Annotated in this window: 12 protein-coding genes; 8 read left to right on the top strand and 4 right to left on the bottom strand. The window is 73.6% G+C overall.

From position 1 onward, the window contains the following. The first annotated feature begins 154 nt into the window (after nt 1-154). From FB455_RS27185 to FB455_RS27175, 3 genes are all read left to right on the top strand, one after another. On the top strand, nt 155-2,557 hold the full coding sequence (locus FB455_RS27185; RefSeq protein WP_041798763.1) for an immune inhibitor A domain-containing protein: 2,403 nt from the start codon (nt 155-157) through the stop codon (nt 2,555-2,557). Nucleotides 2,558-2,727: 170 nt separating this feature from the next. Beyond that, entirely contained in the window at nt 2,728-3,066 is a 339-nt protein-coding gene (locus FB455_RS27180) for a hypothetical protein (protein WP_013283631.1), read from the top strand. Between the two features lie 131 nt (nt 3,067-3,197). Beyond that, complete coding sequence (locus FB455_RS27175; protein ID WP_013283630.1) at nt 3,198-4,130, top strand: alpha/beta fold hydrolase; 933 nt, start codon at nt 3,198-3,200, stop codon at nt 4,128-4,130. Nucleotide 4,131: 1 nt separating this feature from the next. On the opposite strand, the gene FB455_RS27170 is transcribed toward FB455_RS27175, so the two are convergent. Then, entirely contained in the window at nt 4,132-4,497 is a 366-nt protein-coding gene (locus FB455_RS27170) for a hypothetical protein (protein ID WP_013283629.1), read from the bottom strand. Further along, nucleotides 4,494-7,655: an SseB family protein gene (locus tag FB455_RS27165; RefSeq protein WP_145755285.1), complete on the bottom strand. Its 3,162-nt coding sequence runs from the start codon at nt 7,653-7,655 to the stop codon at nt 4,494-4,496. The genes FB455_RS27170 and FB455_RS27165 overlap by 4 nt, the downstream gene beginning before the upstream one ends. 152 nt (nt 7,656-7,807) lie before the next feature. On the opposite strand from FB455_RS27165, the gene mycP reads away from it, so the two are divergent. Then, the gene (gene mycP / locus FB455_RS27160; RefSeq protein WP_145755284.1) at nt 7,808-9,022 is read left to right on the top strand and encodes a type VII secretion-associated serine protease mycosin; all 1,215 of its coding nucleotides are present in this window, start codon (nt 7,808-7,810) and stop codon (nt 9,020-9,022) included. A 61-nt stretch (nt 9,023-9,083) separates the two neighbouring features. On the opposite strand, the gene FB455_RS27155 is transcribed toward mycP, so the two are convergent. Beyond that, nucleotides 9,084-9,377, bottom strand: a complete 294-nt coding sequence (locus tag FB455_RS27155) for a WXG100 family type VII secretion target (RefSeq protein ID WP_013473567.1) — start codon at nt 9,375-9,377, stop codon at nt 9,084-9,086. Between the two features lie 20 nt (nt 9,378-9,397). Then, the gene (locus FB455_RS27150; RefSeq protein ID WP_018787788.1) at nt 9,398-9,715 is read right to left on the bottom strand and encodes a WXG100 family type VII secretion target; all 318 of its coding nucleotides are present in this window, start codon (nt 9,713-9,715) and stop codon (nt 9,398-9,400) included. A 245-nt stretch (nt 9,716-9,960) separates the two neighbouring features. Between FB455_RS27150 and eccE the strand changes: the two genes are divergently transcribed. From eccE to rarD, 4 genes are all read left to right on the top strand, one after another. Then, entirely contained in the window at nt 9,961-11,763 is a 1,803-nt protein-coding gene (gene eccE / locus FB455_RS27145) for a type VII secretion protein EccE (RefSeq protein WP_145755283.1), read from the top strand. 67 nt (nt 11,764-11,830) lie between these two features. Next, nucleotides 11,831-12,217 carry a phage holin family protein gene (locus tag FB455_RS27140; protein ID WP_013283623.1) on the top strand — a complete coding sequence of 129 codons (387 nt, stop codon included), beginning with the start codon at nt 11,831-11,833 and terminating at the stop codon, nt 12,215-12,217. A 103-nt stretch (nt 12,218-12,320) separates the two neighbouring features. Then, nucleotides 12,321-12,809, top strand: a complete 489-nt coding sequence (locus tag FB455_RS27135; protein ID WP_013283622.1) for a GNAT family N-acetyltransferase — start codon at nt 12,321-12,323, stop codon at nt 12,807-12,809. Beyond that, entirely contained in the window at nt 12,806-13,738 is a 933-nt protein-coding gene (gene rarD / locus FB455_RS27130) for an EamA family transporter RarD (protein WP_145755282.1), read from the top strand. The genes FB455_RS27135 and rarD overlap by 4 nt, the downstream gene beginning before the upstream one ends. The last annotated feature ends 89 nt before the right edge of the window (nt 13,739-13,827 follow it).

The raw sequence follows: 13,827 nt of genomic DNA, 5'->3' as shown, positions 1-13,827 counted from the left end.
CAAAAAGTTGCTACAAATCGACGCACACATCTTCCCACCAGTCGCAGCAGTGTCTATGTTCACCCTTGGTCCCACTAGTGGGACGTTCCACCGGCCCGTACCCCCAGTTGGGCCGGTTCCCTCACACCGGAGGTACCACGTGCGCAAAGTCGCAGTGGGTCTGCTCGGGCTTTCGCTGACCGCGACGGGACTGGTGGCAGGCACGTCCGCCAGCGCCGCGCCGACGCCGAAGTTGCCGGCCGCCGCCCCGTCGGTGGCCGAGCCTGCGCAGGCTGAGCACGACCTGCCCAACCCGCTCGAGGAGAAGCGGCGCGCGCTGCGCCAGGAGGGCCTCAGCGAGGTCCTGTCCGGCAGGGCGAAGGCCCAGAAGATCAACGGCAGCACGGTCGTCAAGGTCGGCGAGCGGGCTGCCGAAGGTGCCGCGGCGGGCAGGTCCGCCAAGAGCACCAAGGCCGGCAAGGGTCCGACCAAGGACCAGTACGTCGAACTCTCCCGCGAGCGGACCGACAAGATCTTCGTCATCCTCGCGGAGTTCGGCGACGAGCGGCACCCGAACTACCCGGACCAGGACACCGACCCGGACACCCCGGGCCCGTCCCGGTTCGACGGTCCGCGCGTCAACCAGATCCCGGAGCCCAACCGGGCGGTGGACAACTCCACCGTGTGGCAGGCCGACTACAGCGCCGACCACTTCCGGAAGCTGTACTTCGGCACCGCCCCCGGTGACGAGTCGGTGAAGCAGTACTACGAGGCCCAGTCCTCGGGTCGGTACAGCGTCGACGGCGAGGTCACCAACTGGGTGAGGGTGCGGTACAACGAGGCCCGCTACGGCCGTTCCGACGGCTACCCGTGCGCCTCGAACGTCTGCACCAACACCTGGGCGCTGGTCCGCGACGCCGCCAACCAGTGGGTCGCCGACCAGAAGGCGCAGGGCCGCTCCGACGCGGAGATCGCCGCGGACGTCAAGGCGATGGACGAGTGGGACCGGTACGACTTCGACGGCGACGGCAACTTCAACGAGCCGGACGGCTACATCGACCACTTCCAGATCGTCCACGCCGGCGGCGACCAGGCCGACGGTGACCCGTACCAGGGTGAGGACGCCATCTGGAGCCACCGGTGGTACGCCTTCGCCAGCGACCAGGGCAACACCGGCCCGGAGAACTTCCCGGCCGGCGGCACCCAGATCGGCAACACCGGCGTCTGGATCGGTGACTACACCATCCAGCCGGAGAACGGTGGCCGGAGCGTCTTCTACCACGAGTACGGCCACGACCTCGGTCTGCCGGACGACTACAACGTGGTCAGCGGTGGGGACAACAACAACGAGCACTGGACCCTGATGGCCCAGAGCCGGCTCGGCGCCAAGAACGACGGCGGCATCGGCGAGCGCGGTGGCGACCTCGGCGCCTGGAACAAGCTCCAGCTCGGCTGGCTCGACTACGAGGTTGTCGTGGCCGGGCAGAAGCGCACCCTGGAGCTGGGCCCGCAGGAGTACAACTCCAACAAGGCCCAGGCCGCCGTGGTGGTGCTGCCGCAGCGGGAGTACACGTTCCAGAACGGCAAGCCGTTCGAGGGTACGAAGCAGTTCTTCTCGGGCAACGACGACGACCTGAACAACACGATGACGCGCACTGTCGACCTCACCGGGAAGACCAGCGCCGCGCTGTCGATGAAGGGTCGTTACAGCATCGAGGCGGACTACGACTACCTGTTCTTCGAGGCGTCCACCGACGGTGGCCAGACCTGGACCTCGCTGGCCGGTACGGCCAACGGCGCCCCGCTGAAGGAGATCTCCCCCGGGCGCTACGCCCTGGACGGCTCCAGCAACGACCAGTGGGTCGACGTCAACATCCCGATGGACGCGGTCGCCGGCAAGGTCGCGCAGTTCCGGCTCCGCTACCAGACGGACGGCGGTGTCTCCGAGGGCGGCTTCTACGGTGACGCGATCACCGTGACCGCCGACGGCCAGACGGTGCTCACCGACGGCGCCGAGGCCGGTGCGAACGGCTGGACCCTCAGCGGCTTCAGCATCGTCGAGGAAACCTACACCCGTAAGTTCGACAACTACTACATCGCCGGCAACCGGTCGTACGTCTCGTACGACAAGTACCTCAAGACCGGCCCGTACTTCTTCGGCTACGCGAACACCCGCCCGGACTACGTGGACCACTACGCGTACCAGGAGGGTCTGCTGATCTCCTACTGGAACCTCCGGTTCGCGGACAACGACACGTTCGCGCACCCGGGTGAGGGTCGGAACATGATCATCGACGCGCACCCGCGGCCGATCTACAACCTGACCGGGCAGCCCTGGCGGGCCCGCGTCCAGGTCTACGACGCGCCGTTCAGCCTGAAGAAGGCCGACTCGTTCACGCTGCACCTCAACAGCCAGCCGCAGTACATCCGCGGCCAGGCGGCGCAGCCGCTGTTCGACGACACCAAGCAGTACTGGTACCCGGAGCTGCCGAACCACGGCGTCAAGCTCCCGGCCACCGGCACCAAGATCAAGGTCCTGGAGCAGAACGGCACCTCGGTGAAGGTCCGCTTCTCCTGATCCACTGATCGACGCACCACGCGATGCCCGGGCGGTTCACCCGCCCGGGCATCGCCCTTTCCGGGGAACCCGGCGTACCCCACCCGCGTCCCATCCGTTCGACACCCGCACCACGCTGCCGGCCGCTCCGCGATGGCGCTGATCGCCGGCGCGGCCGAGACGGAGGATCCGTGTCCGACGACCACCAGCCGGCCGCGAGCGGCCCCGCCTCGCCCGCCGGCCGCCCCACGCCGCTGTCCGCCACCGACCTGCCGACGCTGCGCCGGCCCGCCGGCCCGCCGAAGAGACCGACTGACAACCGGCCCACGGGCGTCGTCGCCGGCTGGATCACCCGGGGCGGTCCCGGGCCGTGCTACGGGCTGATGGACGAGAACGGCACGGAGTACGCGGTGTACGGCCCGAACGCCGGCGAGCTGCGCAAGGGCGACCTGGTCACGCTGCGGCTCACCGCGCGGGACCGCTCCGTCGACTGCGGACCCGGCATCCCGATGCGGATCATCGAGGAGTGACAGGCGGTATCGGCGCCCTCACGCACCCGGCGGGCGGCCGGGTATGCGGTTCCGGGTGACCGCCCGGAGAAATCCCTGATCCTGGTCACCTGCGGGGCCGGTGGGTGACCGGCGGCCCTAGGCTGTGCCCCATGACCGACCAGCGCGGCGGACCCGTCGACGAGTCCTGCGTCCTGCCCGAAGGGCCGTGGACGCACCGGTTCGTCGGCGCCAACGGCAGCCGGTTCCACGTCGTCGAGGCGGGCACCGGCCCGATGGTGCTCTTCCTGCACGGCTTCCCCGAATACTGGTACGCCTGGCGCGAGATGCTGCCCGCGGTCGCCGACGCGGGCTTCCGCGCGGTCGCTGTCGACCTGCGCGGTTACGGTGCGAGCGACAAGCCACCCCGGGGGTACGACGGCTACACGCTCGCCGCCGACGTCGCCGGCCTGATCCGGGCACTCGGTGAGCGGTCGGCCACCGTGGTCGGCACCGGCGCGGGCGGGCTCATCGGCTGGACCGCCGCCTCCTTCCACCCGACCCTGGTCCGGCGGCTCGTGGTGCTCGGCGCGCCGCATCCGCTGCGGCTGCGGGCAGCCATCTTCGCCGACCCGCGCGGCCAGTTCACCTCGGCCACCGCGACGCTGAAGTTCCAGCTCCCCCGCTACGAGCACGTACTGGCCCGGGACGGCGCCGCCGAGGTGGAGGAGATCCTGCGCCGGTGGGGTGGCCCGCGCTGGGTGTCCGGCCCGGACTTCGCCGACTACGCCCACTGCTGCCGGGTGGCGATGCAGATCCCGCAGGCCGCGTTCTGCGCGATGGAGGGCTACCGCTGGGCGTTCCGCTCCGTGCTGCGGCTGCACGGCTACCGCTTCGTGAAGCTGATGCAGAAGCCGCTGGTCACGCCGACCCTGCAACTGCACGGCGCGCTCGACCGGGCCTCGCTCCCCCGTACCGCCCAGGGCTCCGGCCGCTACGTCACCGCCCCGTACGAGTGGCGGCTGCTCGACGACGTGGGCCACTTCCCGCACGTGGAGGCCCGGGACGTGGTGCTCGGCGAGATCCTGCGCTGGGCGAAGTCCTGACTCAGACCCGCTGCTCGCCCAGGTCGGCCACCTCGGCCGCCGGCGCCCAGCCCTGGTAGACGCCGAAGTCGAACGCCTCCAGCCCCATCGCCTCGGCCACCGGCCAGCGCCCGCCGGTGTACTCCAGCCGCAGCCAGCCCTCGTGCTCGGCCAGCACGATGAACGGCTGGCCCTGCCAGGTGCAGGTGGTCCGCACGTACGCCAGATCGTCGACCTCGGCGGCCGGCACCACCCGGACGTATCGGCCGGGGCGCACCTCGGTGAATCCCTCGTCCGGGCCGGGCTGGTACAGGCGGATGTCGTCGCCGTCTGGGCTGGCCTGGTACTCCCGCCCCCGCCAGCGGGCCACGTAGCCGTCGCGGCTCACGCCTCGCCCGCCTTCCGCCACAGCAGCTCGTCGGTGTCCAGGACCGCGACCAGCCTGCTGTCACCGTCCGAGCCGACCCGCCACAGCTCGGCGCCGTGCGGGAGCCGGGCGCTGTCCACCTTGAACTCGGCGATCACGTCGCTGCTCTCCCCCGGCGCGAAGCCGTTGCCGCGGAACGGGGACCGCTCGATCACCCAGCCCTCCATCGCCCGCATCGCCGCCTCGTTCGGGCCGCCGTACGGGATCCGGTAGAGGCTCGGCCGGTAGGCGGGCCAGCGCAGCAGGTAGATCTCGTCGTCGTCCGGGGAGAACGGCGAACCGGGGTGGCCGAGGCCGAGCGCGCGGTACAGCTCCGCCGGGGTACGCAGGTGTGCCAGTTCCCCGGCCCGGTGCACGAATCCGGAGACCCGGTCGTAGCCACGCTCCAGGTAGTACGCGAGCTGGCTCGCCGCGATCGCCTTCTGCATGGTCACGGGCCGGTCCGCAGTGTTCGTGGGCGCCTCCGGACGCTGTCGCTCCGCCTGCTGCGGCGCGGCGGCCGGCTCCGGGTCGTCGCCGAGGCCCACCTCGGCCGCCCAGTTGGCGAGCGCGAGGACCTGCTCCCCCGGGTACGTCGCGCCGACCGGGCTGCCCGGGTTGACCCGGAACGACCACGCCACGTCCGGCCACCTGCGGATGAGCTGGACGAACTTGACCCGTACCGTCTCGATCTGGCCCTCGGTGTGCTCGGCCAGGCGTTCCGGCGAGGTGTAGACCGAGACGCACCTCCCGCCGTCGACCTGGTCGGCGTGCCAGACGAAGCCGGGGTCACCCGGCCGGCTGCCGGTGGCCGAGTCGGGCGCGACCGGCAGCAGCACCCGGGCCAGCAGCAGGGTGGTGAGGAAGCCGTCGGTGCTGCCGCTGCCCGCGGCGGCCAGCAGGTCCTCCTCGACGTCGTTCGCCGGTACGAACTCGGCGGCCGATTCGTCGCCTGACGGCGGCTCATCCATCGTTTCGGAGGCCGCGGGCCCCGCCGTGTCCGGCGCCTGCGTGGACAGCGCCACGGTCGGCTCACCAGGCGCGAACAGCGACGTGGTGACCGGTTCGTCGCCGGTCGCCGGCTCGAAGAGGGACACGGTCGGCTGTTCCGCCCGCACGGGGTCGGACAGCGACGCGGTCGGCTCGGCCGGCGGGCTGGTCAGTGGCGCAGTGGGGTCGTCCGGCGCGAGGTCCGACAGCGACGTCGTCGACTCGGACGGCACCGGATCGAACAACGACACGGTCGGCTCCGCCGGTGCCCGGTCGAACAGCGGGGCGGTCTGCTCGGTCGGGGCCGGATCGAACAGCGAGACCGTCGGCTCGGCCCCATCCGGACCGGCCAGCGGCGCGGTCGACTCGGTCGAAACCCGATCGAACAACGAGACCGTCGGCTCGGCCGACGACGCCGACGACGACGCGAACAGCGGCGCGGTGGCCTCGCCTGCCGGGGGCGGCGGCTCGAACAGCGACGTCGTGGGCTCGGACTCCGACCCGAGCGACACGGTCGGCTCGTCGGGTGGCGTACTCCGGTCCGTCGCGGCGGTGGCCCCGGTACGGGCCGGCGTCGGCTCGGTGAGGTTCACCGTGTCGTCTGCGACCGGCGGGTCCACGGAGAGCGGCATCGTCGGGTCGGTGGTTCCGGCCCAGGGCGTGGCCGCGCCCTCGGCCGGTTCCGCGCGTACCGGACCGGCCGGCTGCGCGGACCAGAGCGGCGCGGGCTCGGTCAGGTCGCGGGCCTCGATGACGGTGCCCTCGATGACGATGGGTGTGAAGTCGCGGCGCGGCGCGGGCGGCGCGGAGACCGGTTCGGCGATCGACGGAGGCAGTTCCTCCGCCGGCTCGTCGATCGTCTCCCACCGCGTGGTCTCGTCCTCGGTGCCGCCCGGCGCGGCCCTCCATCCGTCAGCAGTGGCCGGTCCGGCGTGGGCTGCCACGGCCGGTCCGGCGTGCGTCGCCGCAGCCGTTCCCGCGTCTGCCGGTCCGGCGTGACGGCGGGGCAGCGCCTCGGTGGCGTCCTCGGGCGGGCGGGTCGGCCGGAACGCCTGCGTCGCCTCGTCCGGCCGGGGCACTGGCGGCTCGTCCGGCCGCGCCGCGAACGCGTGGGTCGGACCCTCGCGTACCGGCTCGTTCAGCGGCCGTCGGCGCGGGAACGGCTGCCCGCCGGCGAACCGGGTCGGTGGGGTGGCCCGGTCGCCGGCCCGGCGCGACGGGTCCAGCGGCGACGGGCGCCGGGCCGAGCGGCCACCGGACGAGGGCTCGAAGAAGGAGCGGGCCGGCGGCGGAGCGGAGGCGGCCGGCGGCTCGTCGGCCGGTGCCGCCGGGGCGGCGGCGAAGGGGTCCGGCTCGTCCGGGCGGCGGCGCAGGTCGGTGAGCCAGCCGTCGAGGGCGTCCGTATCCGCCTCGGCGCCGGAAGTGGTCCGGCTCGGGACGTCGCTGTCCGCCGCTCGGCGGCGCGGCGGCACGGTGGGCAGTCGCCGTCCCAGGACCGAGGCGGCCCGCATCGGCACCGTGGCCGGCTCGTCGGTCTCCATCAGCCGCTCGTCCCGGCCCGGCGCACCAGCACCAGCACCAGCAAGGGGCGGCACGACCGGAGGCGGAGCAGCGGCCGGCGGGACGACGGCAGGGGGCACCCGAGCAGGGGTGACGGTGGCCGGCGGGACGGGAACGGCGGGCGGGCGGGGCGCGGCCTCGGGCACCGTGTTCCGGGCTCCCCGGGTGGCGTTCTCCACCCGTTCCAGCCGGGCCCGGGCGCCCATCGTGCGTCCGGGCAGCCGGACGTCGCCCCGGGAGAGCTGAGCCACGTACCAGGCGGGCAGGTAGCCCTCGATCGGCAGCCCGGGGTTGACCGCCAGCCACCACTCGGGGTTCGGCCAGCCGGCCGCCAGGTCCGGGTAGGGGACGCGGCGGGTGGGGCCCGCGTTCTCCCCCAGGCTCGCACGCAGCGCGGCGACGGAGGTGAAGGCCAGCACGTGGGTGCGACCCCCGGAGGTCCAGGTGCCCCACCCGGCGGTCGGTCCGCTCGCGACCGGAAGCAAGAGATCGACGCGGGTCAGCGCACGGAAGTACTGCTGCTGGTCCTGCGCGCGCAGCGCGTCCCGCATCGCCACCTCGGCCTCGGTGGCCGGCTCCCATCCGGTCACGGCCACCTCTCCTTCCGCGAACAGGCCACAGGCATCGCATACAACCTACAAGGTGGCAGCAAGATCAGGACTTCTGGCCATCGACGGTCGGCCCCGACGTGAGTGAGCCGCTAACATCCCGTTCCGGAGCCGACACGTTACGGAGGTCGTCGATGTCTCGGCCAGTCGCGTACCCCGTCGTGGCCGCCCTGGCGACGCTCCTCGTCGCCGGGGCTCCGGCCGCTCCGGCGACGGCTCGCGCACCCGCCGGCTGCGCCTCGCCGCCCGCGCCGGCCCGCCCGGTGGCGGACCAGCCGTGGCCGCAGCAGCGGTACGCCCCGGAACGGCTCACCCCCCTCGCAACGGGGGCCGGGGTCGTGGTCGCGGTCGTCGACTCGGGAGTGGACCGGTCCCACCCGCAGCTGGCCGGTCGCGTCCTCGACGGCGCCGACTTCCTCGATCGGAGCGGGGACGGCACCCGGGACTGCGCCGGGCACGGCACCGGGGTGGCGAGCATCATCGCCGCCGCGCCGCAGCCCGGCGTCGCGTTCCGCGGCCTCGCGCCGGACGCACGCATCCTGCCGGTACGGGTGAGCGAGCAGCAGGTGGTCGACGGGCGGGAGTCGGGGCGTACCGTCGACGCGGCCGGGTTCGCCCGGGCCATCCGCTGGGCCGTGGACCACGACGCCGACGTGCTCAACCTCTCGGTCGTGCTGTACGCGGACGACCCGGCCGTACGCGCCGCCGTCGCCTACGCGGTGCGGCGGGACGTGGTGGTGGTGGCCGCCGCCGGCAACCTGCACGACAACGGGGATCCCCGGCCCTACCCGGCGGCGTACGACGGGGTGCTCGGCGTCGGCGCGATCGGGCGGGAGGGGACACGGTCGGCGTTCTCCCAGACCGGCTCGTACGTGGACGTGGTCGCCCCTGGTAGCGAGGTGCTGATGGCGGCGCCCAGGTCGGGCCACCAGCGGGCGGAGGGGACCAGCTACGCCACTCCGTTCGTGGCGGGTACTGCCGCGTTGCTGCGCCAGTACCGGCCCCGGCTGAGCGCGGCCGAGGTGGCCGGCCTGATCGTGGCCGCCGCCGACCCGGCGCCCGGGCGGGACGCGGGCTACGGCGCGGGGGTGCTCAACCCGTACCGGGCGGTGACCGAGTCGGCCGGCGCGACCGATTCCCGCACCCGGCCGGGGGCGGCGCTTCCCGCCGAGCGGCCCGATCCGGCCGCGCTGGCCCGCCAGTCCCGCCGGGACACGGCCCGGGACCGGGCGCTGCTGGCCGCCGCCGTCGCGGGCGGGGCGGTGGCACTGGTGGCGGCGCTCGCCCTGGTGCTGCCGCGCGGCGCACGCAGGCGCTGGCGGGCGGCGGACCCGGCAGTTCCGAGCTGATCGCCGGCCACGCGCGACGCCGCGCGGCCCGGGTCACCTGCCCGGGCCGCGCGGCGTCGGTTCACTGGAACAGGTTGGCGTTGCGCTTCTCGGTGTCGAGGTAGTCGGTCGCGGAGTCCTCGACGGCGAGCTTGATGTCACGCAGCATCGCCTGGAGGTCCTGCGAGGCGGCCCGCCACCGGGACTGCCGCACCTCGTACGCCTCGCGGGCCTCGCCGTTCCAGCTCGCCACCAGCGGGGCGGCGTCGCGTTCGAGCTGACCGAGCTGACTCTCCAGCGTGGACAGCGCCCGTTGGATGTCGGCGCCCGCCTGTTGCAGGGCGGCGAAGTTGACGACCAGCACACCGTGCTCCATGGATTCGATCCTTCCGGTTGTCAGAGCGGCAGCTGGATGCCGCGGTTGGTGCCCGCCACCCGGCCGGCGGCCTCGGTGTCGGAGACGTCGTAGTGGCGGCCGGCGCTGCGGATCGCGGTCGCGGTCTCGCGCAGCGCCCGCTGAAGGGCGGCCTGGTCCTGCGCCCACTGCTGCTTGACCTGCGCGAACGAGCGCCCACCGGCACCCCGCCAGGCCTGCTGCAACACCTCCAGCTCGGCCATCAGGCCGCTGAGCATGGTCTGGAGCGACTGGTCGACCTGCTCGAACTTCGCGGCGGTCTGCTGCATCACCGCGGCTTCTGCCTGGGTCTGGGACATCCCGGACGTCACCTCGTCTCCTCGGTCGTGGCTGGCCACCGTGTGACCACCGTGGACTCGTCGGCGGGGGTCCGGGGCCGGTGGAGGGGGAAGCCCGGTGGCGGCGGACACGCAACTCGACGATTTCGTCGCTGACGGTAGCCGCCCGACTCCGGTTCTGCTACCCCCTCGGGCTCCCCTGTGGACAACCCGCCCACTACGATGAGCCACGGCAGCGTCACGCGGAGGCCCGGCGAGGAGGTGCGGTGACCGCGAGCACGTCCGAGCGGCCCGCGTCCGTCCCGGTCCGCACGCCACAGTGGACGAGTCGTCCGACCGCTCGACTGCGCGCCGGCCAGATCGTGGCCACCCAGGTCGCGGCGGCGGTGCTGGTCGCAGCCGCCGGGCGGGGTGTCGTGCCGACGGCCGTCGCGCTGCTGTCGGCGGCCCTGCTGCTGCCGGCCGCGTGGGTCCGGGTGCGCGGCCGCTGGCTGCACGAGTGGCTCGTCACCGCTGCCGCGTACGTGACGCGGCGGCGCGCCCTGCCACCGGCGGCCGATCCGGCGGCGCTGCTGGGGCTGCTCCGGCCGGGCTCGGTGGTCGGCGCGACGGAGGCGTCCGGCGGGGCGGCCGTGCTGCACGACGCCGCCGGGCTGACCGCCCTCCTGGAGCTGGGCGACCCGGACGACCTGCTCGGCGACCACGCGCACGAGCTGCCCACGCCGTTCGACCTGCTTCCCCCGGCCGGTCCGGACGCCCCCGCGATCCGGCTGCAACTGGTGTTCTCGTCGTCGCCCGCACCGGTGCCCGCGGTTGCCGGCGGTCCGGCCGGGACGTCGTACCGCCAGCTCACCGACGGGCGGGTGGCCGCGCGGGCACGGGTGGTGCTGGCCGTCCAGGTGCTGCGCGCAGACGGCTGGCCGGACGAGGACCTGTTGCGGGCACTGTCCGGCACCCTGCGGCGACTCGTCCGCCGGCTCGGCCCGCTCACCGCCCGGCCGCTGGGCGGCGACGCGGCGCTGCGGGTGATCGCCGAACTTGCCCACCACGAGCCCGGAGCCCCGGTACGGGAGACCTGGCCGCTGCTCACTGTCGGTGGCTTGACGCAGGCCACCTGGCGACTGCGCCGGTGGCCGGATCCGCGTGGCGAGGCGGCCCGGGGGCTGGTGGGCCGCCTGCTCGCACTGCCCGCGACCGCCACCACAGTCGCGCTCACAGCCGGTCCGCGCACCGGCACCGCGCCGGTCCCGGCCGAGCTGGCGGTACGGGTGGCGGCCGGGAGCGCGGCCGGGCTGTCGACGGCGGAACGCACGCTGCGCCGGATCGCCGGTGACGTCGGCGGCGAGTTGCGCCGGCTCGACGGTGAGCACCTCGCCGGGCTGGCCGCCACGCTGCCGTTGGCGGTGACCGGTGGGGCCGCGTCCCCGGCCGGGTCGCCTCCGCCCGCGCTGGACCTGCCCTCGGCCGCCGCCGGCCTGATGGTGGGCGCGAACCGGCACGGCGCCGCACTCACCGTCCGCCTGTTCCGCCCGGCTACGACCCGGGTGCTGCTCGTCGGCGGCGTGCCCGCGGCGCAACTGCTCGTGCTGCGGGCGCTGGCGCTCGGCGCGCGCGTGGTGGTGCAGACCGGCCGCCCCCGCTTCTGGGAGCCGTTCGTGCGGGGTGTCGGGACGGTCGGCGGCGGCGTACCGCTGCTCCCGCCGGGCCGTCCGGCCGGTGGCGCGCCCGGCTCGCCGCTGCACCCGCTGCTGGTGGTGGTGGACGCCGGCCCGGTGCCGCCGGAGGCCGGACCGGCAGCCGCCTGGCAGTCGGTGCTGGTGGTCCGCGACGAGCTGACCTCGGCCGACACGCCCGCGCTGGCCCGCGCCGACCTGGCGATCCTCCAGCCGCTCGATCCGGACGAGGCCGCGCTGGCGGGCGCGGCGCTGGGCCTGGGCGGCTCCGCCGAGTGGCTCACCCGGATCCGCGACGACATGGTGGCTGTGGTCAACCGGCGGGCCCTGCGCTGGGCGCTGCTCTCGCCCACACCTGTCGAGTCGCAACTGGTCGGTCGCCCGGCCCGGCACTGACGAGCCGCACCGCCGCGTACCAGGTCGAGCCTTCCGCTGGTGGTACGGCCGTGGCACGATCCCGGCCATGGATTTCCTGAAGGGTCTTCTGATTCGCGTGGGTTCGACGGCGGTGGCGTTCTGGCTCGCCACCCTGCTCATCCCGGGCATCTCGCTCGACTCCGACTCGGCCACCGAGACGGTGATCACGCTGGTGCTCGTCGCGGTCATCTTCGGTGTGGTGAACGCGGTGCTCCAGCCGATCATCAAGACCGTGGGGTGCGGCTTCTACCTGCTGACCCTCGGCCTGATCGCGCTCGTGGTGAACGGCCTGCTCTTCCTGCTCACCAGCTGGATCGCCGGTGAGGCCGGACTGCCCTTCCACGTGGACGGGTTCTGGCCGGAGGCGGTGCTGGGCGCGCTCTTCGTCGGCATCGTCACCTGGATCCTCGGCGCCGTCCTCGACCGCGACTGACACCGGACCCGGCCGGCCGCCTTCGCGGCCGGCCGGGGCCACCAGGCCAGCAGCAGGGAATTGGCTGGCGAGGGCCCCGGCCGGGGGTACTAGCCTCGGCCGGGTGTTCACCCTGACCCGCGCGGACGGCTACGAGATCAGCACCGACCCGGATCGGATCGACCTGGACCGGGTGCACGTCTGGCTCTCCACCGACGCGTACTGGGCGCTGGGGCGGGAGCGGGAGACGGTGGCGCGCGCGTTCACCGGCTCGATCGGCTTCGGCGTCTACCGGCCGGGTGACGGACGGCAGGTCGCTGTCGCCCGGGTGGTCACCGACGGGGCCACGTTCGCCTGGCTCTGCGACGTGTACGTGGACCCGGCCGAGCGGGGTAGCGGGCTGGGCACCTGGCTGGCCGGCGCGGTCCGCGACCACCTGAACGAGCTGGGCGTACGCCGGATCCTGCTGGCCACGCTCGACGCGCACGGGGTCTACGCGAAGATCGGCTTCAAGCCGGTCGCAGCGGATCGGTGGATGGAGCTGGATCAGCGGGTGACGCCGGTCACCGATAAGGACCAAGACAAGGATCCACCACTTACGGTGGAGCGGTGAACCAGCTCCGGCTCGGCTACCTGTACGGCGTCGGCGCGTACCTGATCTGGGGTTTCTTCCCGATCTACCTGAAGCTGCTACGCCCGGCCGGGCCGGTGGAGATCCTCGCGCACCGGATCCTCTGGTCGGTGGCGTTCGTGGCGTTGCTGCTGGCCGCCACGCGGCACGCCGGCTTCCTGCGCAAGCTGGCCCGGCGGCCCCGGGCGCTCGCCGGCATCGGGCTCGCCGCCGCGCTGATCGCGGTCAACTGGGGCACGTACATCTACGGCGTGAACTCCGACCGGGTCGTGGAGACGGCGCTCGGTTACTTCATCAACCCGCTGGTGTCGGTGCTGTTCGGCGTCCTGGTGCTGCGGGAACGGCTGCGCCGCGCCCAGTGGGCGGCGCTCGGCGTGGGTGCGCTCGCGGTCGCGGTGCTCACCGTCGACTACGGCCGCCTGCCCTGGCTGGCGCTCACCCTGGCGTTCAGCTTCGCCGGGTACGGGCTGGTCAAGAAGCAGCTCGCGCTACCCGCCACGGAAGGGCTGTTCGTCGAGTCGGCGGTGCTGGCGCTGCCCGCACTGGCGTACCTGGGGTGGCTGTCGGCGCGCGGCGACTCGACGTTCGGGCACGTCTCGGCCGGGCACACCGCGCTGCTGGTGCTGGCGGGGGCCGCCACCGCGATCCCGCTGCTGCTGTTCGCCGGGGCGGCGAACCGGCTGCCGCTGTCCACTGTCGGCATGCTCCAGTACCTCGCGCCGATCCTCCAGCTCGGCTGCGGCGTGCTGATCTTCCACGAGCCGATGCCGCCGGCCCGGCTGGCCGGTTTCGCCCTGGTCTGGCTCGCCCTGGTGGTCTTCACCGCCGACGCCCTGCGTCACTCCCACCGCACCCGCCAGGCCGCCCGCACCCCGACCGCCCCCACCCCCACCCCCACCCCGTCCCGCTGATCTGTGAGTGGGGTTGTCAAGGGGTTTGGTGGTGGGTGGTGATGGTGCGGTAGAGCTGTCGGGCGATGTAGCGCTTGAGGCAGCGGGTG

It is taken from the genome of Micromonospora sp. CNZ296 (assembly GCF_007827635.1).
The sequence above is the reverse complement of the archived record's forward strand: the minus strand, read 5'-3'. Positions and strand labels throughout refer to the sequence as shown.

Excerpts from the sequence above, each read along its gene's own strand:
- FB455_RS27175 (WP_013283630.1), top strand. The coding sequence starts at position 3,198 with ATGACCGACCAGCGCGGCGGACCCGTCGACGAGTCCTGCGTCCTGCCC.
- mycP (WP_145755284.1), top strand. The coding sequence starts at position 7,808 with ATGTCTCGGCCAGTCGCGTACCCCGTCGTGGCCGCCCTGGCGACGCTC.
- FB455_RS27155 (WP_013473567.1), bottom strand. The coding sequence starts at position 9,377 with ATGGAGCACGGTGTGCTGGTCGTCAACTTCGCCGCCCTGCAACAGGCG.
- FB455_RS27150 (WP_018787788.1), bottom strand. The coding sequence starts at position 9,715 with ATGTCCCAGACCCAGGCAGAAGCCGCGGTGATGCAGCAGACCGCCGCG.
- FB455_RS27140 (WP_013283623.1), top strand. The coding sequence starts at position 11,831 with ATGGATTTCCTGAAGGGTCTTCTGATTCGCGTGGGTTCGACGGCGGTG.